This window comes from Actinokineospora iranica, from assembly GCF_900101685.1.
GTDB lineage: Bacteria > Actinomycetota > Actinomycetes > Mycobacteriales > Pseudonocardiaceae > Actinokineospora > Actinokineospora iranica.
Genome location: NZ_FMZZ01000010.1, coordinates 97,703 through 118,086 on the forward strand (window position 1 = coordinate 97,703; position 20,384 = coordinate 118,086).

Sequence of the window (20,384 nt, forward strand, 5' to 3'; positions counted from 1 at the left end):
CCGGCGCCGGTGAATACGCCACGACAGCGGGTAGGCGGTGGGCATGACGCGGAAGCGAATCGGTCTCGTCGCCGTCCTGGTGACCGCGGCGGCCGGGTGCGGCGGTGAGGTTCGTGAGAACGACGCGCTCTCCACGATGGGCACCAACGCCGAAGTGGGCCAGGTGCTGCTGCGCAACGTCTACGTCCAGCGCCCGGAGGACGGGGGATACGAACCAGGCGACAGCGCGACCATCCGGCTGTCGTTGTTCAACAAGGCGCGGGAGGACGACGCGCTCGTCGGCGTCACCAGCCCCGTCGCCCGCGCGGTGGTCCCCCGATGGGACAAGGAGTGCGACGGCGACGCCGAGCGGGTGGAGGCGATCACCGTCCTCGCCGAGGGGACGGTGCCGGGGACACCGGGCACGGGCGAGACCGGGCACCTGCCGTACTACCTGGCCCTCGATCAGGTGACCCAGACCGTGCGCCCCGGCACCACCATCCCGGTGACGTTCACCTTCACCCGCGCGGGGAACGTCACGGTGGACGTGCTGGTACAGCCGCAGGGCACCGCGGACGTGCCCGCGCCACTGGCCTGCCAGGGGACCACCGAACCGGCCGCGCCGACGACAGGACCGGCGGGCGGGTGAAGGACCACCACCGCGACGACCTTCGGAGGGGAAGACCCATGACGATCGGACCGCGACTCGTCGCGGCGACAGGAACGCTCCTGGCGCTGGCCGCCTGCGGGCAGGCGCCTTCCGGCCCGGACACGACGGGACGAGCGGCGACGGGCGGCGCCACCACGGTTCCCACCTCGCCAGCCGCCGTCCCCGAGCAGCCCGAGGACGTGGCCGCGCCCGGCGGGACCACGCGCTGCACGGCCTCGATGCTGCGGGGGGAGATCGGTGAGGTGGGCGCGGCCGCGGGCAACCGGTACGCGACCCTCACGGTGGTCAACGGCGGCGAGCAGCCGTGCACCCTCTACGGGTACGGGGCCCTGCGGCTGATCGGGCCGGGAGGCGAGCCACTGCCGACGGACGCGGTGCGCGTGCCCGATCCGGCGCCGGAGCTCGTGGTCCTCGCCCCCGGCGCCGCCGCGGAGAAGGACCTGCACTGGGGCGTCGTGCCCGGCCCGGGGGAACCCGTGACCGGGCCGTGCCAGGCCACACCGGAGCGGCTCGAAGTGATCCCGCCGGACGGGACGGAGCCGGTCCCGGTGGCCTGGTCCTTCGGCCCGGTGTGCGGGCACGGCCGCATCGAAGGCAGCGCCTACCACGCCCGCTGACGGGAACCGTCGAACGCCCGGGGCCTGGGCCGGGAACCGGGACACGCCATGCCGTGCCGGGGCGGCCGACGCCGCCGGGCAGGCGACACGGGAGCCCGGCGCGGCGCCGTGGTCCTGATCGGCACCGAAGCCCGTCGAACCAGTCGCGGACCGCGGAGACGCCGCCCGCGCCGAGGGCGACCATCAGGTGGTCCGCGTGTGTCCAGGGGCCAGGCCGCGCGGGCGCTGATGGCCCGGCCCTGGTCGCCAGGCCGGTCGCGTCGTGCCAGCGGGATGTCCCACTTGGTCCACTCGCCGATGGCGGTGAGCAGGTCGACGGGCGCGTGCCCGGCCCCGGTGCCCTCCAGCACGACGCCGCGCGCCCGAGGCGACCGAGGGCGGGCCGGAATGCCGCCGGTAGGCGACCGTGTCGCCGGTGGCCACGAGCGGAACCCGTGCCATCACACCACTCCCATCATGATTGACAGCAGCGCCACGGTGATCGCGGCCTGCCGGAGGACCCGCCGCAGCGCCACGCGGATCGGTGAGTCCGAACAGGACACTCAGACTCCCCGCTGTTCCAACCGGTCGAGCCGGTCGAGCACCGGCCGCAGTTCCCGCTGGACCACGGCGGCGATCGCGGCGGCCGCGTCGGAGCCGCCGCCGGACTGCGCGCGCAGGTGCGTGTAGCCGCTGAGCGCGGCCTCGACCGTCCGCCGGGTGGAGCGCAGGTCGACGCCCAGGCTCCGCAGGACGCTCCCGGCGGTCCCCTCTGGCTCGCCGACGAGGCCGAGCAGCAGGTGCTCGCAGCCGACATAGTTGTGCCCCAGCGAAATCGCCTCGGTCACGGCCAGTTCCACCGCGTTGGCGGCGGGCCCGCTGAACCTCGTCGCGTCCCCGGCCCGCCCGGACCCGGCGTCGGCCAGCGCGCGGGCCACCTGGCCGGGGTCGATCTCCAGGACGCGCAGCACTTGCAGGGCGAGGTTCCCGCCCTCGGCGAGGATGCCGTGCAGCAGGTGCTCGGTGCCGACGGCGGCCGAGCCGTCCGCCCGCGCCCGCTCGATCGCCAGCCTGAGCACGGCCCGCGTCCGCTCGGTGAACTGCGACAGCCGCGCCGTCGGATCGTCGGCGTCGAGATCGCCCAGCACGGTCGCCCGGATCGCGGCCACCCGCTTCACCGACTGCTCCAGCGCCCGCTGGCAGATCGCCGACACCGGCACCCCGGTCGCCTTGACCGCCTCGGCCAGGTCGTCCGGCAGGTACACGTTGATCTTCGGCATGTCCGCCCCCTTCGATACCCCCTGTTATAACCCTACATGGGGGTATGGTCAACCAAGTCTTACATACATACGGTATGTATGTAACTGACGCGGGGGAGGACGGAATGCTGGAACGGACATGCCAGGCCCGGCTCGACCAAGGGGTGCTGGACTATGTGGAGATGGGCGAGGGCCGCCCGGTGGTGTTCGTGCACGGGCTGCTGGTCAACGCGGACCTGTGGCGCGACGTCCTGCCGCTGGTCGCCGGGGCGGGCTACCGCTGCCTCGCCCCGGACTGGCCGCTGGGCTCGCACCGGCGGCCGATGGCCCCCGGCGCCGACCTGAGCCCGCCCGGCCTGGCCCGGCTCATCGCGGACTTCCTCGCCGAGTTGGACCTGCGCGATGTCCTGCTCGTGGCAAACGACACCGGCGGCGCGCTCACCCAGATCCTGATGGCCGAGCACCCCGACCGGATCGCGGGCGTGGTGCTGACCCCGTCCGACGCCTTCGAGCGCTTCTTCCCGCCGATGTTCGCGCCGCTGCCGCCGCTGGCGCGGGTGCCGGGGGCGATGTGGCTGACCGCGGCGGCGCTGCGCAGCCGGTTCGTGCGCGGGCTCCCGTTCGGCTACGGCTGGATCGCCAAGCGGCCCATCCCCGGCGCGGCGATCCACTCCTACGTCGACCCGGTGTGGCGGGACCGCGGTGTCCGCGCGGACCTGGGCCGGTTCCTGCGCGGCGTGCACCGGCGGCACACCCTCGCCGCCGCGCGGAAACTGGCGGACTTCCGGCGGCCGGTCCTGCTGGCCTGGGCGGCAGAGGACCGGCTCTTCCCGATGTCGCTGGCCCACCGGCTCGCCGAGGTCCTGCCGGACGCCCGGATCGCGGAGATCCCGGACAGCCACACCTTCGTGCCCGAGGACCAGCCCGCCGCCCTGGGCGAGCTGATCGTCGGGTTCGCGCGGGAGAAGGTGTTCGGATTGGCACACTGACTGGCCATGCGCCGTAGTCAGCAGGACCGCTCCCGCGGCACGAAGGCCGCCCTGACGGCCGCGGCCCGCGCGCTGTTCGCCGCCCGCGGGTACGACGCGGTGCCCGCCGACGAGATCGTGCGCGCAGCGGGCGTCACCCGGGGCGCGCTCTACCACCACTACGCGGACAAGAAAGCCCTCTTCCGCGACGTCGTGGTCGGCTTGGAAGCCGAGATCACCGCCGAGATCCGGACCGCCATGACCAGCGCCCCAGACCTCCCCACCGGCATCGCCGCCGCGCTGACCGCCTTCCTCGATGCCTGCGCGCGCCCCGAGGTCCGGCAGGTGTCCCTGCTCGACGCCCCCCGGGTGCTGGGCTGGAGCGACTGGCGCGCCATCGAGGCCGAGTTCGGCCTTGCCCTGCTGATCGAGGCGTTCACCCTGGCCACCGACGCGGGCCTGGTCCGCCCCCAACCGGTCGGCGTGCTGTCCCGCCTCATCCTCAGCGCCCTCACCGAAGCCGCCCTCCTCATCGCAGACGCGGACGACCCGGCCCAGATCAGGGCGCAAGCCGAGCAGGCATTGGGCACCTGGATCGCCGGTCTGATCGGCTAGGTCACCCGGCAGTGCCCAGTGCTCGGTGGGTGGAGCGAAGGAGCAAACCCACCCCATCGAGCCAACCCGCCCAAGCCAACCGCCGGGCGCGGCCAGCCGACGGCAGGCAACACCGGCAGGCGCCCGATCCGCTTGCCCCGGTCCCAGTCGCTGCCGCGGAATGGGGATCGCCGGAAACACCGTTCGTCGTACGATGTCATTATTGCCGGTAGGCGGGCGTGTGCCGCGTTCGTGGGCAGTGATTTACCGTCCACCCGAGAGGTATCGCGGGACGCGGGGATTCCCGGCGGGCCCGATCTGTCCGAGCGGGCTGCCGCAGGGGGCATCACCTGTGCCGACATGGGGATTCGGCCGTCCGATCCGTAGTGCGTGGATAAATAAGCGCGCCCGGAAGCAATCGGATCTGATAAAAAACTTCGCTTAGTGGAGTGATTCCTCGGATGCTACGCTCATTCCAGCAAGAGTAAATACTGGTTGAATTAGTCACGATGCCACACATGCCCATCCCGAACTTTGTGCCCACCGCGCAAACCGGGCAGGGCGGCGCTGCGGCCTCGTGACTCCGTCGTCGCTCGGAGGTACATGCGGTGCTGAGTATGTTCGCTCGCTCGCGGCAGAGTCGCCGCCCGAAGTCGTCCGCGCGTGCCGCGCGCCTCGGGCGGGTGTTCTCGGCCGCCATGGCGACCGTTGTGGCCGGTTCCGCGGTCGTGGCGCTCGGCGTGACCCCGTCCAGCGCGGCTCCCGTCAGTGGGAATCCGCCGCTGCCCGGCGGCACCGGGCCCGCCGACGACAGCTTCTACACCCCGCCGTCACCGCTGCCCCAAGGGCAGCCGGGCGACGTCATCCGCTGGCGGCCCGCGCGGCCGGGCCCGCGCGGGGCGATCGCCAACTCCTGGCAGATCATGTACCTGTCGAACAGCGCGCTGGGCAAGCCCATCGCGGTGACCGGCACGATCATCATGCCGAAGAGCGCGAACCCGGCCACCGCGCCCATCGCCGCCGTCACCTCCGGCACCCAGGGGCCCGCGTTCCTCTGCGCCCCCTCGATCATGGAGCAGACCGGCTCGCACTACGAGCAGCCCGCGATCGATGACTTCATCAAGGCGGGCTACGCGATCGCGCTGCCCGACTACGAGGGCTACAAGCCGGACCCGAAGACCACCTACATGACCGGCCAGTCCATGGGCCGCACCACGCTCGACGCGGTCCGCGCGGCGCAGAAGTTCTCCGAGACGAAGGTCGCCGCGGGCGCGAAGGTCGTGCTCAAGGGCTACTCGCAGGGCGGCGGCGCCGCGATGTGGGCGGGGCAGCTGCACCCGACCTACGCCCCCGAGCTGAACCTGGTCGGCGTCGCCGCGGGCGGCGTGCCCGCCGACCTGGTCATGGTCGGCCTGCCGCTGGACGCCAAGTGGGGTTCGGGCTTCTTCCTCTACGCCCTGCTCGGCCTCGCCAACGCCTACCCCGAGCTCGACCTCTACAGCGCGCTCACCCCGGCGGGCAAGGCCGCGTACGACGACATGAGCAAGGACTCCTGCACGTTCGAGCTGCTCACCAAGTACGCGAACAAGAAGATCTCGGACTACTTCACCCAGTCGGTGTTCGTGACCCCGGCGTGGGCGGCGCGGCTGGCCGAGAACAAGCTCGGCGCCACCCCGATCAAGGTCCCGGTGTACCAGTACCACGGTTCGGCCGACAACATCGTCGCCTTCGGCCAGGCCGACACGCTGCACAAGACCTACTGCGGCGCCGGAGTGAACCTGACCTGGAAGGTCATCCCCGACCAGGACCACATCACCCCGATCTACATCGGCAACGCCGAGGCGTTCGCCTTCCTGCAGGACCGGGTCGCGGGCAAGCCCGCCACCTCCAACTGCTGAGTTCCCAGCACGTCAGCTAACGGCCCGCCGATGACTGTCACCGGCGGGCCGTTCGCTTTCCCGGGTCCATGTCCGAATCCGAGGGGCACCCGTCCTTGCGGACATCGGGGCCGCCGCCGAGGCTGGAGTCATGGCCGAACGTCTCGTCGCGCTCGTGGTGTACCCGGGCATCCAGATGCTCGACGCCGTCGGCCCAGCCGAGGTGTTCGCCGTGGCGAACCGGGTGCTGGGCGACCAGGGGTACCGGCTTGTCGTCGCCTCGCCCGACGGGGCGGCCGTGCGGGCGGACTCCGGGCTGACGATGGCCGCCGACCGTGCGCTCGCCGATCTCGCCGAGAACGTCGACACCCTCGTCGTGGCGGGCGGGTTCGGGGTGGACGCGGCGTCGGCGCCCGACTTCGTCGCCGAGATCCGGCGGGTCGCCGGGCGGTCGCGGCGGGTGTGCTCGGTGTGCAGCGGGGCGTTCCTGCTCGCCGAGGCGGGCCTGCTGGCGGGGCGGCCCGCGACGACGCACTGGCTGGTGTGCGCGGAGTTGGCGCGCCGCTACCCCGACGTCCGGGTGGAGCCCGACCGGATCTTCGTGCGCGCGGGCGCGGTCTACACCTCCGCGGGGGTGACCGCGGGCATCGACCTCGCGCTCGCGCTGGTGGAGGCCGACCACGGCGCGGACGTCGCCCGCGCGGTCGCCCGCGGCCTGGTGGTGTTCCTGCAGCGGCCGGGCGGGCAGTCGCAGTTCTCCGCGCGGCTCGACCACGGCGTGGCCGCCGAGTCACCGCTGCGGCCGGTGCTCGACGCGATCGCCGCGGAGCCTGCCGCCGACCACCGCGCGGCCCGGCTCGCCCGGCGGGCCGGGATGTCCGAGCGGCACCTCGGCAGGCTCTTCTGCGCGCAGACCGGGACCACACCCGCCCGGTTCGTCGAGCGGGTGCGCGTCGAGGCCGCCCGCGACCTGCTCGAACGCTCCACCCTGTCGGTCGAGGCGGTCTCCCGGCGCAGCGGCTTCGGCAGCGACGAGACGATGCGCCGGGCCTTCCTGCGCGTGCTGGGTGTGCCGCCCGCCGATTACCGCGCCCGATTCCGCACCACATGAGGAGAAACCCGATGCAGGTCGCCATCGTGCTCTACCCCGGCCTCACCGCGCTCGACGCGCTGGGCCCGTACGAGGTGCTCAACCTGATGCCGGACACCGAGATCCGGTTCGTCGGCGCGCGGCCGGGACCGGTCGCCGCCGACAGCGGCGTGCTGTTCCTCGGCGTCACTCACACCTACGCCGAGACCCCCGCGCCCGACCTGGTGCTGGTGCCCGGCTCGTCCGCCGCGACCGCGACCGCGATGGCCGACCGCGCGCTGCTCGACTGGCTGCGCGCGGTGCACCCGACGGCCCGCTGGACGACGTCGGTGTGCTCCGGGGCCCTCATCCTCGCCGCGGCCGGTCTGCTGCGCGGCAAGCGGGCGACGACGCACTGGCTGGCGCAGTCCGGGCTGGCCGCGTTCGGGGCCATCTCGTGCCCCAGCGAGCGGATCGTGCGCTCGGGCGACATCGCCACCGCGGCCGGTGTGTCGGCGGGGCTGGACCTCGCGCTGTGGCTGGTCGGCGAGATCCACGGCCGTGAACGCGCGGAGACCATCCAGCTGCTGATCGAGTACGACCCGCGGCCGCCGTTCGACATGGGCCACCCGGACAAGGCGAGCCCCCGGGTGCTGCGCCAGGCCCGCGCGGAACTGGTGCGCGCGGGCGCCAACGCCCGCACCGCCATCGCCATCCCTCAGGTCGCCTGGCGGGAAGCACTCGACCGGTTCCGCGCCCGCGGGCGGCGCCGCGCCCCGAGTTCCTGATCCGGCCGCGACGGCCCAGGGCGGGCATGGTTTGATCACCGTGGTCGGGGATTACAGCACTTGTCCTCGGGAGCACGTGTGCGAAATGCCAATCAGGCCAACGACCCACTGACCCCGGCGGCCCGGACAGCGCGTTCCGGCCGTCGCCGCGTCGCCGTCATCGTGGTGATCGCGGCCCTCGCCCTGACCGTCGCCATCGTCGGAGCGTACGCGGCGGGCCGCAAGCAAGGCGCCGCCGCGGCCGCTGCCACCACCGTGACCGAGAGCGTCACCGTCTCGCCTGACCCCGGTTCGCCCCCGGCCACCTCGTCCAGGGGCGCCGCGCCGTCGAGCGCTTCGCGGTCCAGCGTCCCTTCGGCCCGTTCGGCCGCCCCCCGGGCAGCGGACGACGACGTGTCCTCGCAGATCCGACTCGAACCGGGGTACGGGGTCGACCTCGACGCGCCGGAAGCCAATGCGGAGGAGGTGTCCGGCCCCGACGGCGACATCGACCTGCACTTCAGCGACGACTTGACCGTCACGGCCAGCCGAGCCGCCCTGTTCTACTACTACGGCACCGAGTCCGACGCGAAGACCGACTGCCCCAAGACGGTGAAGGAGGGGCGGTCGACTACCGGACCGCTCACCCCCTCCGCCATCGGCTCGCAGTACTGCTTCCGCACCTCCCGGGGCGCCTACGGCTGGTTCAACATCAACTCCGTCGACCTCCAGCCAGGCCCGCCCGAGGACCACGTAGTGATCAATTACCGCGTCGGCCTGTGACGGTGCTGCCCGTTGCCGGTGGGGGCCCGGCCGCGCCCGGGTTTCAACTGGTGGCTGACCCCACGCGGACGGACCGGCGTGAGTAGGCGGTCGCGGCCGCGGGCTGGGGGGCACGGGGTCGCACGAGGCGGTGAACCGGTCGATGGGACGACCGGTGACCGCATGAGGAACGGGTCAGGGGCGTTGTCGTCGGTCCGATAGCAACGCGCGTGCCTTGGTGAGGTCGGCGATCACCTCCGCGACGTCGGTCGGTCCGCCGCCGTCGCGTTCCACCACCGAGCCGCGTAGCGGAGCCCGGGTGACCAGGGTCGCCAGCAGGTCCCAGACCGGGGGCGGCACCGGGTCGCGGTGGGTCTCGACGGTGGTCGCGGCCGGTGCGGCGCCCGCGGTGAGGTGCGCCTCCACCACCCGCTCGATGGGTATCCGGTCCAGGAAACCCGCCGGGTCTGGGCAGTCCCTGGCCAGCCGGGCCAGGTTCAGCACCAGGCCGCACTCGCAGTGCTCCAGCACCTCGGTGATGAACTCCGGCGCGTCTGGCGCGGCGTGTTCGGTGTTCTCCAGCAGGAACGGCGCCCCGACGCTGTCCCGCAGCCGTTGGGCGGCGCGGCCCAGGTCGCGGGCGGCTTTGCGCTGGGCGAACCAGAGGTGCCCGCTGAACCAGGGCGCGTCCAGGTCGGCCACCAGCGCGGCGCACGCGGCCAGTTCCGCGCCGTCCGGTTCCCCGGGCACGTCGACGGCCCGGCCCACGCCGTGCGGCGCCACGGGGACGGCGAGTTCCCGCAGCCCCGCCCGCACCCCGGCGGGCACCTCCGCCCACCGCTCCACGATGAACTCCACCCACTGCGCGCCGAGAACCCCTTGGCGCAGCCCGGGTTCCCACTCGGCCCGGTGTCCAAGCCCGGACCCCAGCATCGGCAACTCGCCAAGCGAACCCATACCCGACCCCGCCTTCGTCGACCGGGTTCGCCTACCCCGGGCCGAGGGCGGCAAACGACCCACTCGGGTGTCACCCGCCAGAGTGGATTGGGGAATGGGGAAGTCGACACGGCTATCCCCGAACTGTGTCGAGAGACGCACACGGCTGTCGGTCGACCCGTAGGTAAGAGCAGGTCCGACCGGGTTTCACCGGCACGACGCTGGTCGTGACGCCGGAAGCAGAGAACGGGTGGACCCACCTGCCGCCGCCAGCCGACAATCCACGATGCGGCCGGTCAGTCGAAGAACCGCGCCAGGTGCTCGCGGGCGGGCGCGGGCGCGTCGGCGTCGACCTTCATCAGGTCCGCGAAGACGCTGGCGCCGTCGCAGCCCGCGTGCAGCGGGTGCCAGCGCAGGCCGGTGTCGACGCGGTCGCAGATCCCCTTCATCGTCTGCACGTCGAGCAGGCGGACGTGGGTCGGGTCGGCCACCGCGTTCACATACCGCCACCAGGGAGACAGCACGTGCAGGATGCCGCCGGGGCGCAGGACGCGGTGGCACTCGTCCACCAGCGGCAGGAAGTCGACCAGGTGTTCCAGGACGTGCACGGCGAAGACCCGGTCCGCGCTCGCGTCCGGGAACGGCAGGCCGTCGCGCAGGTCGGCCACCACGTCCACGTCCCGGGCCGCGCGCAGGTCGACGCCGATGCTGTCCGGGTACTGCTTGGTGTCGCCGCAGCCGATGTCGAGGATCACCGGCGTCCGGCCCGCGACCAGCACCCGGTCCCAGACCGCGAGCACGCCCGCCAGCCTGCCGAGCAGGTCCCTGGCCAGGCGCAGGTGCCCTGGCTCGGCCACGGCGCCGGTCAGGTGCGCGACCCCGCCGCGGAACTCGGCTTTGAGGTCGAGGCCGCGCAGGCGCCGGTCGTGGTCGAACAACTCGTGGGCGGCGGTGTCGAGGTAGCGGTCCAGGTGCTGCAGGCGGGTGTCGCCGAGCGGGGCGTGGAGCACGGGCGGTCCTTTCCGCGGGCGGGATAGTCCGAGTCGCGGTTACCCGGCGGGCCGGAAAGTGAACGCGCGGCCGTATCTTTGATCAGGTGAGCGACAAGACGGCGGCCGTGCCGGACGGGGTGGGGATGACCGCGATCGGGGTGGCCGCCCTGCGCGCCCAGGAGAGCGCGCGCCCGGACCGCTGGTTCGACGACCCGCTGGCGGCCCGGTTCCTGACCGCCGCCGGGTGGCCGCAGCCGCCGTCGGACATCGCGGAGGCCGAGCGGCAGGCGCCGCCGAACTGGCTGCTGCTGATGCGCTCGGTCCCGGTCCGCACCCGCTTCCTGGACGAGTTCGCCCACACAGCCGCCGCCGCGGGCTGCCGCCAGGTCGTCCTGCTCGGCGCGGGCTTGGACACCCGGGCGTTCCGGCTGGACTGGCCGCCCGGCACTCGGGTGTTCGAGCTTGACCTGCCGGTGATGCTGGACTTCAAGCGGGACGTGCTCGCCGACGCGGGCGCGACGCCCCGGTGCGAGCGGATCGCCGTCCCGGCAGACCTGGTCGCCGACTGGCCAGCCGCGCTCGCCGCCGCCGGACTGGACACCGCCGTCCCGACGGCGTGGATCGCCGAGGGCCTGCTCATGTACTTCACCGCGGCGCAGAACGAGGAACTGCTCGGCCGGATCGGCGCGCTGTCCGCGCCGGGCAGCAGGCTGGCGCTGACCGTGGTGAGCCAGAACCGGCTGGACAAGTCCAAGAGCAGCCTTGAGCAGGGCGACACCCTCGGCGCGGACGTCGTGCGGATGTGGCGCTCGGGCGCGCCGGAGGACCCGGTGGCGTGGCTGGCCGAGCACGGCTGGCGGGCCACCGTGTTCGACCCGGCCGAGCGGGCAGCCGCCTACGGCAGGCCCGGCCTGTTGGACGGCCTCGGCCGCGAGCCGGGCGGCGGCGGCCTGATCAGCGCGATCCGCGCCTGACTTCTTGTCGGCCCGCTGGGGCACTCTTGGGCCATGACTACCCGACCGATGCCGCCGCGCGACGCCGACGAGCGCGCGACCCTGGCGGGCTGGCTCGACTTCTACCGGGCCACCCTGGCCGAGAAGTGCGCAGGCCTCACCGAGGAGCAGTTGCGGACCGCGTCGGCGCCGCCGTCGCCGCTGACCCTGCTCGGCCTTGTCCAGCACCTGACCGAGGTCGAGCGCACCTGGTTCCGCCGCGTGCTGGTCGGCGAGGACGCGCCGCCCGTCTACGGCCCCGCCACCGACCCCAGCGGCCACGACGGCGGGTTCGCCGTCTCCGCAGACGTCACGTTCGAGGCAGCCCGGTCCGCCTGGGAAACCGAGATCGCCCGCGCCCGGGCCAACTGCGCTGACCGCGATCTGGCGCGGACCAGCCCCTTCCCGGGCGGCGCGGTCACCTTGCGGTGGATCTACACCCACATGGTCGCCGAGTACGCCCGCCACGTCGGCCACGCCGACCTCATCCGCGAGCGCATCGACGGCGCGACCGGCGTCTGAGCGGCACCGGTGGCGGCTCCTGCGTGGGTGCCGCCGCACCATCGTGGGACAGCGGAAGGTCCGGTGCGCGATGGCAGACGACACCGCCGCGACGCCGCCCGCCGTCGGACTCGACGACGAGGGCGACGTCCTGCGGCTCTCGGGCTTGTCCTGTTCGCCGTGGGGGCCGGTCGTCCCTGGGCGCCATCGGGATCGTCACGGGGTGGCCTGCGGCTTCCCCCGGCACGCCGTGACGGCGGCGCCGTCGAGCGGGCAGTCGCCGCAGACGGCGCCCGCGTGCGCGCGGTAGTAGAGGCAGCAGCTGCGGCGTGTGCCGTCCGGGGACAGCGCCGCCGCGAGTTCCGGGGTGCCGAACAGCCGCCGGGCGGGGTCGCCGCCGGTCTCGGCGGCCATCCGCAGGGCGGCGGCCGCGTTTCCCCACAGCAGCCCCTCGGCCACCCGGGTCGCGGCCCGCAGCGCCCGGTGCAGCGGCCGCAGGTGCTCGTCGACGACCAGGCGCGACAGCAGCGGCGCCGGGTCGGCGGGCGCGGTCCACCCGCCCGGCTCCGGCAGCGACAGCCGCACGAACGCGTCGCCGGTCAGCCGAAACCGCACCCGGTCCACGTCGGGCACCACCCCACCGGCGGCCAGCGCGCCGATCGCGACCGACCACACCCGGGTCACGATCCCGAAGTGCAGCGCCGACGCCGCCACCCGCGCCTCGGCGACGCCCAACCTCCTGCCGACCCGCGCCACCGCCTCGCCCAACGCGGCGCGGTCGCCATAGAGCGCGCGCAGAGGCACGCCGTCAGCGTTGTCCGCGGTCACGTAAGCGCTGACTACCGCCGCGTCGGCAAGCGCAGCCTCGACCCGCGCCGCATCGGCCCGGCGCGCCACCCGGCCCGACCGGGAAACGGCCGCGGCCCACGCGGACACGGCCGCCACGTCGGGCAGCGGCGCCGCCCGCCCGTCGGCGAGACCGAGATAGCCCTGGGCGCCCCGGCGGACCTCGATGTCGGCGTCCCCGGAGCCCGCGCACGACCAGCCGCCCCGGACCAGCACCGGCCCGAGCCCCGAACAGCCAGGCCCGAGCCGGAAGGTTCCGCCGGATCTGCCCGCCCCGGCGGTCAGGTCGGCGACGGCGGGGCGCGGCTGGCTGGTCAGGCGCGGGCTCATCGGGACTCGCTTTCTCGGCCCGGCTCAAGCGGGGGATTGCCCATAATCGCGGTAGTCGTGGTGAATGCTCTTCGAGTTCCCGTGAGCCGCGGTTTCTTTCGAGTGGATTCACTGCTTGCGCGAACCGCGCCCACTCTCCTGGAAGTCAAGTAAAGAACATTGTGACCACTGGGTCCCCTGTGGACGGTTCCGGGGCGGAAAACTGGTGTTTTCCCTGAAGAGCTGCGCCACCACTGGGGAAACCGTCGCCCGCTCTGGTTCAGTGGCGGTGCGGCACACCGGCGCCGAGCCACTGGAGGGTCCGATGGAGAACAAGCTTGTTTACGAGCCGCCGCGGCTGACCGAGTTGGGCGAGTACGGCGAGCTGACCCGGGGTGTCGGCTTTCCGCTTGTCGACTTCTTCATCCACTTCGACTGAGCGGGCGTGATGGGGACGGCTGCCGGGGGCTGGCTGGCGCTGCCCGACCGCGCCGCAGCCGCGCGGCTGCCCGGGATTCCCGATGCCGTGGTCGACCACCCGTCCGGCAGGCCGTGGCTGGTCGGCGACCTGACCCGCGGCGGCGTCGACCGGGTGGTGGCCGCGACCGCCGGGGACGTCACCCTGGTGGTCGTCGGAGCCACGACCGCGACGGCGGAGTGGCTGCGCGCGTGGGCGGGCCGGGTGAACTCGCTGTCCGATGTGGACGAGGTGGCCGCGCGGCTGCACGGCAGCGTCCACCTGCTGGCCTCGATCGGCGGACGGGTCCGCGTCCAGGGCAGTGTGTCCGGGGTGCGCGCGGTCGCCTACGCGCGGATCGACGGCATCACCGTCGCCGCCGACCGGGCCGACCCGCTCGCGGCGCTGACCGGCGCGGGCGTGGACGAGGTGGGGCTGGCGGCCTGCCTGCTCCCGATCTCCTCGGCCGCGCTCACCGGGTCGGTGTGGCGGGGCGTGCGCCTGCTCGCCACGGACTCCTGGCTCGAACTCGACCGGGCCGGCCACGAGCGGGTCGTGCGGTGGTGGTCGCCGCCCGAGCCGCGACTGGGCCTCGCCGAGGGCGCGGCGCGGCTGCGGCACGCCCTCGACCAGGCCGTGCGCGCCCGCGTCGGCCCCGGCGGGCACGCCGGCGCGGACCTTTCCGGCGGCTTGGACTCCACGCCGCTGTGCTTCCTCGCCGCCGACGCCGTGGCGGGCGGCGGCCTCACCACCGTGCGGGTCGCGGTGGCCGACCGCGCGCACGACGACCACGTCTGGGCCGCGCGCGCCGCACGGTCGCTGCCCGGGAACCACCACGTGTTCGGCGGCGCGGACATGCCGGGGATGTTCGCCGAAGTCGGCGAGCCGGTCAGCGGGGTGGACGAACCGGTGCGGTGGATCCGGTCCGTCGCGCGGCTGCGGTTCACGGCCGGGTGGCTGGCCGAGCGGGGCGCGGGCGCGCACCTCACCGGCCACGGCGGCGACGAGATCTTGGTCCCCAAACCGAACTACCTGCACGACCTGTCCGTCCGCAGGCCCGCGCTGGTCGCGCGGCGGTTCACCGCGCTGCGCGCGGGCAAGCGGTGGTCGCTCACCGCGGGCCTGCGCGAACTCGGCGACCGCGCCCCGTACCGCCGCTGGCTGCTGCGCGAGGCCGACCGGCTCACCGACGCCTTCCCCGCCCCGGCCACCCCGATGTTCGGCTGGGAGTACCCGCTGCGGATGCCGCCCTGGGCCGCGCCCGAGGCCACGGCCGCCGTCGCAGCCCGGCTGCGGGAGGCGGCGGCGCGGGCCGAGCCGCTGGGCGCCGACCGGTCCACCCACCTGGCCCTCACGCTGGCCCGCCAGGTCGGCGCGGCCGTGCGGCAGGCCGGGCAGGTCACCGCGGCCACGGGCGTCCCACCGCACGCGCCCTACCTGGACGACCGGGTGATCGAGGCCTGCCTCGCCGTGCGGCCGGAAGAGCGCGGAAACCCGTGGCGCTACAAGCCGTTGACAGCCGAGGCCATGCGCGACCGGATGCCCCCGGAGTCGCTGAGCCGCGGCACCAAGGGCGAGTTCTCCGACGACCTCCAGCGCGGCCTGCACCGGCACCGCGACCAGGTGGCCGCCCTGTTCGACGACCCGATGCTGGCCCGGCTCGGCCTGGTGGAGCCCGACCGGCTGCGCCGCGCGGCGCTGTCGGCTTACCCGATCGGGCTGCCGATGGCGGCCCTGGACACGGCCATGTCGGTGGAGAACTGGCTCCGCGCGACGGTGGTTCGGCCCGCCGGAGCGAACCGGGTGGCGTGAAGCGGCGCTCGGGGAAAGGTGTGCCATGTCGGTCTCATTGCGCGCCGAGGTGTCGATGGCGACCTCGGCGCTGGGCGCGGTCCTGCTGGACGAGCGCACCGGGAAGTACTGGCAGCTCAACAGATCCGGCAAGCAGGTCCTGGAAACCCTGCTGGCGGGCGGAACACTGCCGGACGTGGTCGCCGCGGTGACCTCCGTTTACCGGGCCGACCCGGACACGGTGGCCGCGGACGCGGAAGACCTGGTGGCCCACCTGCTTTCCAGCGGCCTGATCACCCGATGACCGCGTTGACGCGGGCCGCCGGACGGGGGTCGGCGAGCCGTGACAGACCTGAGTGCCCGCGTGCGCCGGGCTGTGGTCGCGCCTGGAGACCTGTTGGCGCGCCAGGGTTGGAGTGAGGTAATGCTGTGATGAGCGAGCTTGTGAGTGAACAATTAGCACAGTGCGTAGGCGCGCGAGGCCACCGATCTTGTGAGGTGGCCTGGTGAGCGAGCTTGTGAGTGAACAATTAGCACAGTGCGTAGGCGCGCGAGGCCACCGATCTTGTGAGGTGGCCTGATGAGCGCGCCGGTTGTTCTCCGGGGACGCGGTGGCGTCGGCCTGAGGCGGTTGGTGGTGCCGTGGCTCGTGGTGCGGGTGGCCGTGATCGTCGCCCGGTGGTCGCCCGCGCGGATTCGGCGGGTGCTGACCCGGGTGAGCGCGGGCGCGCGGCCCGCCACGGTCGAGCAGGCGCGGTGGGCGCGGGAGCGGGTGGTCGCGGCGAGCGCGCGCTGCGCGGGTGAAGGGTGCTTGCCGCGCTCGATCGCCACGGCGCTGCTGTGCCGCCTGCGCGGCACGTGGCCGACGTGGTGCTGCGGGGTGCGGGTGCAGCCGTTCCTCGCCCACGCCTGGGTCGAGGTGGACGGCGCGCCGGTGGACGAGCCCTACCCGGCTGGCTACCACCACGCCCTGATCCGGGTCGGATAGGCCGTACGGCGACGGTCGGGGCGCCGAAGGCTGACTGGGTCGCGCCCCGACCGTCGCGGGCCGGGTCCTAGCTGGCCACCAGGCGGGGTGGCCAGTGGCGGGCGTTGAGGATGCCGAGCACGTACGCCTTGGAGACCAGCGCCGCCCGGTTGGGGACGTCCAGTTTCTTGAGCATACTGCTGACGTGGTACTCGACGCCCTGCTTGCTCAGGTACAGCTCGGTGGAGAGCTCCTTGGTCGAGACCCCCGCCGCGATTCCCTCGATGATCCGCATGTCGATCTCGCTGAGCACGAGGGTCTGGTTCTTGCGGCTTCTGGTGTCGGTGCTGACATACGGCCGCAGCACCGCGACCACCCGGCTGACCTCGTCGCCGGGGACCTCGTTGGGGAACGCCATGATGCGCACGGCCGACTTGACCCTGGGCGGGCCCGCCAGCCGGGCCTCGATGCTGACCCTCGGCGCGGAACCGCGGACCAGCGCGTCCAGTCTGCCCGCCAGGTCCTTGCGGTCCTCGGCGTGGAACCAGTCGGTGACCCGGTTGCCTCTGATCCGGGCGGGCGGCACCCCGCCCATCATGTGGCAGGCGCCGCTGTTGGCGTCGACCACGCGCAGCCGCTCGTCCAGGGTGAGGATGCACAGGTCGGCGGGAGAGAGGAACATCGAGTTGGCGATGATGTCCAGTTGCCGGACTGATAAATAGCTCGGGCTTTCGCCCGCGCGTCCGGCCGCGTTGAGAACCACGCTTACCGCTGCTGATCTGGCCCCCATGGTATCGGTCATGAAACAACAACCCCCAGGTGGATACGGGAAACCCCCGAGCGCGCCGGAACCGGCGGCGCTCTTTTCCGATATTCCTGAATTGTCAGCCCACCCTGAGCGGTCAATGGCGATATTGGCCGCTGATGAGTGTCACGCGATCGGTCTACCTCCTTTCGGGTGGCCCTAGCTGCCGAGGTACTTCACTACCGCTACGACCCGCCTGCTCAGCCCGGTCGAGCGGGCCAAGCCGAGCTTGTCGAAGATCGCGTTGATGTGCTTCTCCGACGCGCTCTGCGACACGTGCAGCACCTCGGAGATGCGGGCGTTGGTGAGCCCTTGCGCCATGAGCGCGAGCACCTGCTTCTCGCGCGGGGTGAGCCGTTCCAGCGGGTCGACGTGCGTGGTGCGGGTCAGCAGCTGGCGCACGACCTCCGGGTCGAACGCGGTGCCGCCGGCGCCGACCCGGCTCAGCGCCTCCAGGAACTCGTCCACCTGGGCGACCCGGTCCTTGAGCAGGTAGCCGACCCGGCCCGCGGCGCTGGTGATCAGCTCGGTGGCGTAGCGGTTCTCCACGTACTGGGAGAGCACCAGCACGCCGATGTCGGGCCACTCGCGGCGGATGTGCAGCGCGGCCTTGAGTCCGTCGTCCTTGTGCGTCGGCGGCATCCGCACATCGGTGACTACCAGGTCGGGCCGGTGCTCCTCGGTGGCGCGCAGCAGGTCGGGGGCGTTGTCGACGGCGGCGAGCACGTCGTAGCCCTCCTCGGTCAGCAGCCGGATCAGGCCCTCGCGCAGCAGCGTCGAGTCCTCGGCCAGGATCACGCGCACGGCAGGCTCGCCTCCACCTCGGTGGGGCCGCCACGCGGGCTGCGCACCGAGAACAGCCCGTCGACGGCGGCGACCCGGCGGGCCAGGCCGGACAGGCCCGTGCCGGTCGGGTCGGCCCCGCCCACGCCGTCGTCCCTGATCACCACGTGCACCCGGTCGTCGCGGCGGGCCACCGACACCTCCACCAGGCTCGCGTTCGCGTGCTTGGCCGCGTTGGTCACCGCCTCGGACACCACGAAGTAGACGGCTGTCTCCAGGGTCGAGCGCAGCCGCTCGGTCAGCTGGAAATCGAGCCGGATGGCCACGCTGGAGCGCTCGGCCAGCGACTCAAGCGCCGCGTGCAGGCCCGCGTCGTCCAGCCCCACCGGATACACCCGGCTGGCCACCTCGCGCAACTCGCTGATCGCCTCCTGGGCGGCGACCTGCGCCTGCTCCAGCAGGTCGCGCAGCGGGTCGGCGCCCGCCGCGGCCCGACGCGCGCGCCCGACCAGCATCCCCAGCGCGACCAGCCGCTGCTGCACTCCGTCGTGCAGGTCGCGCTCGATGCGCCTGCGCTCGTCGTTGATCGCCTCGATGACCTCGGCGCGGGTGTTGGTCAGCTCGACCACCCGCTGCTGCAGCAGCGCCTGGGGGCTGGTGCCCAGCGCCTCGGTGGCCAGCCAGCGGTCGAGCGTGCCGACGCCGAGGATGCCCGCCGCGCTGACGAAGGTGAGCATGGTGCCCGGCAGCGCCGCGAGCACCACCAGCCAGGTGTCGACCCGGTTGTCGCTGTTCTCGATGAACCCCCAGCCGCCGTCGAAGATCCACGCCGAGAGCATCGAGCCCGCCACGATGAAGCACAGCAGGAGCATCAGCAGCACGCCCAGCCCCAGGCCGCCGACCATCCAGCGCAGCGAGAGGTAGCGGCGGCAGCGCTTGGGGGTGAGCACGTCGGTGTGCACCGGCCCGTGGAACCGGGTGACCCGGCGCAGCTCCATCCCGGTGAGCCGGATGGCCTGCTCGTCCACCGCGTGCGCGATCCGCTTGCGGTGCGGCCCGGGGACCGCCTGCAGCGCGGCGGCGAACACCGTCCACATCAGGTAGCCGAACTCGACCAGCCCGGTCGCCGCCCCGGCCAGGATGCTCGCCACGGCCCGCAGCCAGCGCGCGGCCATCGCGCGTGCGTTCAACTCCTCGGGCAGCGGCAACTGCAGCGCCGGGGGCGCCCAGGCGGCATTGTGGTCCACATCGCCAAGGTAGCCGAACGCGCAGGCGACGGTACTGAGGTTTACCGCAATATCCCCCTAGTGGTTTGACGCCACGGGCTGGGTGGCTGCCCTCATTGTCCGCGGTCCCGGCGGTTCATAGGTTTGGGACAACCGCTGATCCACAGTCCGAAAGTTGCCAAGGGGTACCAAAGAATGACACATTTTCTGCTAGCCGAAGGCACCGCCGAGCCAGTGGGGGGACTGGCGGGCTGGGCGGTCGAGGTGATGGATTCGCTCGGCGGGCCCGGCGCGGCCATCGTGGTCGGCGCCGACAATCTCTTCCCGCCCATTCCGAGTGAACTGGTGCTGCCGCTGGCGGGATTCTCGGCCAGCCGCGGGACTTTCAGCATCGTCGAGGCGCTGGCCTGGACGACGGCGGGCTCGGTGGTCGGCGCGATCATCGTCTACCTGCTCGGCGCGTGGCTCGGGCGCGAGCGGACCCGGGCGCTGATCGCCAGAATCCCACTGATGAAGGTGTCCGACTTCGACCGCTCCGAGGCCTGGTTCGCCAAGTACGGCACCAAGGCGGTGTTCCTGGGCCGGATGGTGCCGCTGTTCCGCAGCGTCATCTCCCTGCCCGCGGGCGTCGAGCGGATGCACGTCGGCAAGTTCCTGCTGCTGACCACGCTGGGCAGCCTGATCTGGAACACCATCTTCGTCTCCGCCGGGTACGCGCTCGGGGCCAACTGGCACCTGGTCAGCGATTACGCCGACATCTTCCAGAAGATCGTCATCGTGGCGGTCGCCGTCGCCGTGGCGCTGTTCGTGGTGGTCCGGCTGCGCAACCGAGGGCGGCGCGGTGTGGACCCGGAGGCCACCCAGGTCATCCCGGCCCACCGCAGGCCCTGAGATCCGGGTCCCTGGAGGGACCAGCGAAGTGGACAGCGGCGCTCCCCCCGGCGTCGCTGTCCACTGCTGTGTCGGGGGATGTGTGACCACGGTCGGTGATTTGCTAACGAAGTCACTAGAGGTTGCCGAGCCCAGTCGGGGCTCGGCAACCGGCTTTCGCGCACCGGGAAAAGTGATTCCCACCAGCCAATCTGTCCGGATTCTCCGGGTTGGCCGATGCCGCCGACGCGCCTCCGGGGCATCTTGACCTGGCCGAACGCGCGGGACATGCTGCCCATGCCGATCAGGCTCCGACTCAGTCGGGCAATGGGGATTTCACCGCAGGGCGCCACACTCGGGGGAACGCG

Annotated in this window: 22 protein-coding genes; 15 read left to right on the top strand and 7 right to left on the bottom strand. The window is 72.8% G+C overall.

Annotated features, from left to right (window positions below):
• Positions 1 to 43 precede the first annotated feature (43 nt).
• On the top strand, positions 44 to 628 hold the full coding sequence (locus BLS56_RS20370) for a copper chaperone PCu(A)C (protein ID WP_091453372.1): 585 nt from the start codon (positions 44 to 46) through the stop codon (positions 626 to 628).
• 38 nt (positions 629 to 666) lie between these two features.
• Complete coding sequence (locus BLS56_RS20375) at positions 667 to 1,266, top strand: DUF4232 domain-containing protein (RefSeq protein ID WP_091453374.1); 600 nt, start codon at positions 667 to 669, stop codon at positions 1,264 to 1,266.
• 542 nt (positions 1,267 to 1,808) lie between these two features.
• Here the strand turns inward: BLS56_RS20375 and BLS56_RS20380 are convergent.
• Positions 1,809 to 2,525, bottom strand: coding sequence for a Clp protease N-terminal domain-containing protein (locus BLS56_RS20380; RefSeq protein WP_091453376.1), 717 nt, complete (start codon positions 2,523 to 2,525; stop codon positions 1,809 to 1,811).
• A 104-nt stretch (positions 2,526 to 2,629) separates the two neighbouring features.
• On the opposite strand from BLS56_RS20380, the gene BLS56_RS20385 reads away from it, so the two are divergent.
• The 6 genes from BLS56_RS20385 (at position 2,630) to BLS56_RS20410 (ending at position 8,562) form a co-directional block, all read left to right on the top strand.
• A complete protein-coding gene (locus BLS56_RS20385) occupies positions 2,630 to 3,493 on the top strand; it encodes an alpha/beta fold hydrolase (RefSeq protein WP_091453378.1) in 864 nt (287 codons plus the stop codon).
• A gap of 6 nt (positions 3,494 to 3,499) precedes the next feature.
• Complete coding sequence (locus tag BLS56_RS20390; protein WP_091453380.1) at positions 3,500 to 4,087, top strand: TetR/AcrR family transcriptional regulator; 588 nt, start codon at positions 3,500 to 3,502, stop codon at positions 4,085 to 4,087.
• Between the two features lie 677 nt (positions 4,088 to 4,764).
• On the top strand, positions 4,765 to 5,964 hold the full coding sequence (locus BLS56_RS20395; RefSeq protein WP_091453699.1) for a lipase family protein: 1,200 nt from the start codon (positions 4,765 to 4,767) through the stop codon (positions 5,962 to 5,964).
• Between the two features lie 130 nt (positions 5,965 to 6,094).
• The gene (locus tag BLS56_RS20400; RefSeq protein WP_091453383.1) at positions 6,095 to 7,054 is read left to right on the top strand and encodes a GlxA family transcriptional regulator; all 960 of its coding nucleotides are present in this window, start codon (positions 6,095 to 6,097) and stop codon (positions 7,052 to 7,054) included.
• Positions 7,055 to 7,065: 11 nt separating this feature from the next.
• Complete coding sequence (locus BLS56_RS20405; protein WP_091453386.1) at positions 7,066 to 7,800, top strand: DJ-1/PfpI family protein; 735 nt, start codon at positions 7,066 to 7,068, stop codon at positions 7,798 to 7,800.
• A 78-nt stretch (positions 7,801 to 7,878) separates the two neighbouring features.
• Positions 7,879 to 8,562 carry a hypothetical protein gene (locus BLS56_RS20410; protein ID WP_091453389.1) on the top strand — a complete coding sequence of 228 codons (684 nt, stop codon included), beginning with the start codon at positions 7,879 to 7,881 and terminating at the stop codon, positions 8,560 to 8,562.
• A 174-nt stretch (positions 8,563 to 8,736) separates the two neighbouring features.
• Here BLS56_RS20410 and BLS56_RS20415 read toward each other — a convergent pair whose 3' ends face one another.
• Both BLS56_RS20415 and BLS56_RS20420 read right to left on the bottom strand, forming a co-directional pair.
• Complete coding sequence (locus BLS56_RS20415) at positions 8,737 to 9,498, bottom strand: multinuclear nonheme iron-dependent oxidase (protein ID WP_091453390.1); 762 nt, start codon at positions 9,496 to 9,498, stop codon at positions 8,737 to 8,739.
• 275 nt (positions 9,499 to 9,773) lie between these two features.
• Positions 9,774 to 10,487, bottom strand: coding sequence for a methyltransferase domain-containing protein (locus tag BLS56_RS20420; protein ID WP_091453392.1), 714 nt, complete (start codon positions 10,485 to 10,487; stop codon positions 9,774 to 9,776).
• Positions 10,488 to 10,573: 86 nt separating this feature from the next.
• Here BLS56_RS20420 and BLS56_RS20425 point away from each other — a divergent pair, with 86 nt between their 5' ends.
• Both BLS56_RS20425 and BLS56_RS20430 read left to right on the top strand, forming a co-directional pair.
• Entirely contained in the window at positions 10,574 to 11,443 is an 870-nt protein-coding gene (locus BLS56_RS20425) for a class I SAM-dependent methyltransferase (protein WP_228771796.1), read from the top strand.
• Between the two features lie 33 nt (positions 11,444 to 11,476).
• Positions 11,477 to 11,983, top strand: coding sequence for a DinB family protein (locus tag BLS56_RS20430; RefSeq protein ID WP_091453393.1), 507 nt, complete (start codon positions 11,477 to 11,479; stop codon positions 11,981 to 11,983).
• A 195-nt stretch (positions 11,984 to 12,178) separates the two neighbouring features.
• Here the strand turns inward: BLS56_RS20430 and BLS56_RS20435 are convergent, their stop codons facing one another.
• Complete coding sequence (locus BLS56_RS20435) at positions 12,179 to 13,138, bottom strand: (2Fe-2S)-binding protein (protein ID WP_091453395.1); 960 nt, start codon at positions 13,136 to 13,138, stop codon at positions 12,179 to 12,181.
• A 304-nt stretch (positions 13,139 to 13,442) separates the two neighbouring features.
• Between BLS56_RS20435 and BLS56_RS30765 the strand changes: the two genes are divergently transcribed.
• The 4 genes from BLS56_RS30765 to BLS56_RS20450 all read left to right on the top strand — a co-directional run bounded on the left by BLS56_RS30765 (position 13,443) and on the right by BLS56_RS20450 (position 16,353).
• The gene (locus BLS56_RS30765; protein ID WP_139190848.1) at positions 13,443 to 13,556 is read left to right on the top strand and encodes a lasso RiPP family leader peptide-containing protein; all 114 of its coding nucleotides are present in this window, start codon (positions 13,443 to 13,445) and stop codon (positions 13,554 to 13,556) included.
• Positions 13,557 to 13,565: 9 nt separating this feature from the next.
• Positions 13,566 to 15,386 (top strand): asparagine synthase-related protein, encoded by a 1,821-nt coding sequence (locus BLS56_RS20440; protein WP_091453397.1) that lies wholly within the window; start codon positions 13,566 to 13,568, stop codon positions 15,384 to 15,386.
• 25 nt (positions 15,387 to 15,411) lie between these two features.
• Positions 15,412 to 15,669, top strand: a complete 258-nt coding sequence (locus BLS56_RS20445) for a lasso peptide biosynthesis PqqD family chaperone (protein WP_091453399.1) — start codon at positions 15,412 to 15,414, stop codon at positions 15,667 to 15,669.
• A gap of 276 nt (positions 15,670 to 15,945) precedes the next feature.
• Positions 15,946 to 16,353, top strand: coding sequence for a lasso peptide biosynthesis B2 protein (locus tag BLS56_RS20450; RefSeq protein WP_091453402.1), 408 nt, complete (start codon positions 15,946 to 15,948; stop codon positions 16,351 to 16,353).
• Positions 16,354 to 16,420: 67 nt separating this feature from the next.
• On the opposite strand, the gene BLS56_RS32395 is transcribed toward BLS56_RS20450, so the two are convergent.
• From BLS56_RS32395 to BLS56_RS20465, 3 genes are all read right to left on the bottom strand, one after another.
• Positions 16,421 to 17,134 (bottom strand): helix-turn-helix transcriptional regulator, encoded by a 714-nt coding sequence (locus BLS56_RS32395; protein WP_228771797.1) that lies wholly within the window; start codon positions 17,132 to 17,134, stop codon positions 16,421 to 16,423.
• 162 nt (positions 17,135 to 17,296) lie between these two features.
• A complete protein-coding gene (locus BLS56_RS20460; RefSeq protein WP_091453405.1) occupies positions 17,297 to 17,941 on the bottom strand; it encodes a response regulator in 645 nt (214 codons plus the stop codon).
• Positions 17,932 to 19,167: a sensor histidine kinase gene (locus BLS56_RS20465; RefSeq protein WP_228771798.1), complete on the bottom strand. Its 1,236-nt coding sequence runs from the start codon at positions 19,165 to 19,167 to the stop codon at positions 17,932 to 17,934. Before BLS56_RS20465 ends, BLS56_RS20460 begins: the two co-directional genes overlap by 10 nt.
• A gap of 174 nt (positions 19,168 to 19,341) precedes the next feature.
• Here BLS56_RS20465 and BLS56_RS20470 point away from each other — a divergent pair, with 174 nt between their 5' ends.
• Positions 19,342 to 20,037, top strand: a complete 696-nt coding sequence (locus BLS56_RS20470; RefSeq protein WP_091453407.1) for a DedA family protein — start codon at positions 19,342 to 19,344, stop codon at positions 20,035 to 20,037.
• Positions 20,038 to 20,384: the final 347 nt, after the last annotated feature.

What these genes read in the sequence shown, in the direction of transcription:
- BLS56_RS20375 (WP_091453374.1), top strand. Translation starts at nt 667, where the DNA reads ATGACGATCGGACCGCGACTCGTCGCGGCGACAGGAACGCTCCTGGCG.
- BLS56_RS20370 (WP_091453372.1), top strand. Translation starts at nt 44, where the DNA reads ATGACGCGGAAGCGAATCGGTCTCGTCGCCGTCCTGGTGACCGCGGCG.
- BLS56_RS20450 (WP_091453402.1), top strand. Translation starts at nt 15,946, where the DNA reads ATGAGCGCGCCGGTTGTTCTCCGGGGACGCGGTGGCGTCGGCCTGAGG.
- BLS56_RS30765 (WP_139190848.1), top strand. Translation starts at nt 13,443, where the DNA reads ATGGAGAACAAGCTTGTTTACGAGCCGCCGCGGCTGACCGAGTTGGGC.
- BLS56_RS20380 (WP_091453376.1), bottom strand. Translation starts at nt 2,525, where the DNA reads ATGCCGAAGATCAACGTGTACCTGCCGGACGACCTGGCCGAGGCGGTC.
- BLS56_RS20470 (WP_091453407.1), top strand. Translation starts at nt 19,342, where the DNA reads ATGACACATTTTCTGCTAGCCGAAGGCACCGCCGAGCCAGTGGGGGGA.
- BLS56_RS32395 (WP_228771797.1), bottom strand. Translation starts at nt 17,134, where the DNA reads ATGACCGATACCATGGGGGCCAGATCAGCAGCGGTAAGCGTGGTTCTC.
- BLS56_RS20430 (WP_091453393.1), top strand. Translation starts at nt 11,477, where the DNA reads ATGACTACCCGACCGATGCCGCCGCGCGACGCCGACGAGCGCGCGACC.
- BLS56_RS20435 (WP_091453395.1), bottom strand. Translation starts at nt 13,138, where the DNA reads ATGAGCCCGCGCCTGACCAGCCAGCCGCGCCCCGCCGTCGCCGACCTG.
- BLS56_RS20445 (WP_091453399.1), top strand. Translation starts at nt 15,412, where the DNA reads ATGTCGGTCTCATTGCGCGCCGAGGTGTCGATGGCGACCTCGGCGCTG.
- BLS56_RS20400 (WP_091453383.1), top strand. Translation starts at nt 6,095, where the DNA reads ATGGCCGAACGTCTCGTCGCGCTCGTGGTGTACCCGGGCATCCAGATG.
- BLS56_RS20440 (WP_091453397.1), top strand. Translation starts at nt 13,566, where the DNA reads ATGGGGACGGCTGCCGGGGGCTGGCTGGCGCTGCCCGACCGCGCCGCA.
- BLS56_RS20390 (WP_091453380.1), top strand. Translation starts at nt 3,500, where the DNA reads ATGCGCCGTAGTCAGCAGGACCGCTCCCGCGGCACGAAGGCCGCCCTG.
- BLS56_RS20395 (WP_091453699.1), top strand. Translation starts at nt 4,765, where the DNA reads ATGGCGACCGTTGTGGCCGGTTCCGCGGTCGTGGCGCTCGGCGTGACC.
- BLS56_RS20385 (WP_091453378.1), top strand. Translation starts at nt 2,630, where the DNA reads ATGCTGGAACGGACATGCCAGGCCCGGCTCGACCAAGGGGTGCTGGAC.
- BLS56_RS20405 (WP_091453386.1), top strand. Translation starts at nt 7,066, where the DNA reads ATGCAGGTCGCCATCGTGCTCTACCCCGGCCTCACCGCGCTCGACGCG.
- BLS56_RS20415 (WP_091453390.1), bottom strand. Translation starts at nt 9,498, where the DNA reads ATGGGTTCGCTTGGCGAGTTGCCGATGCTGGGGTCCGGGCTTGGACAC.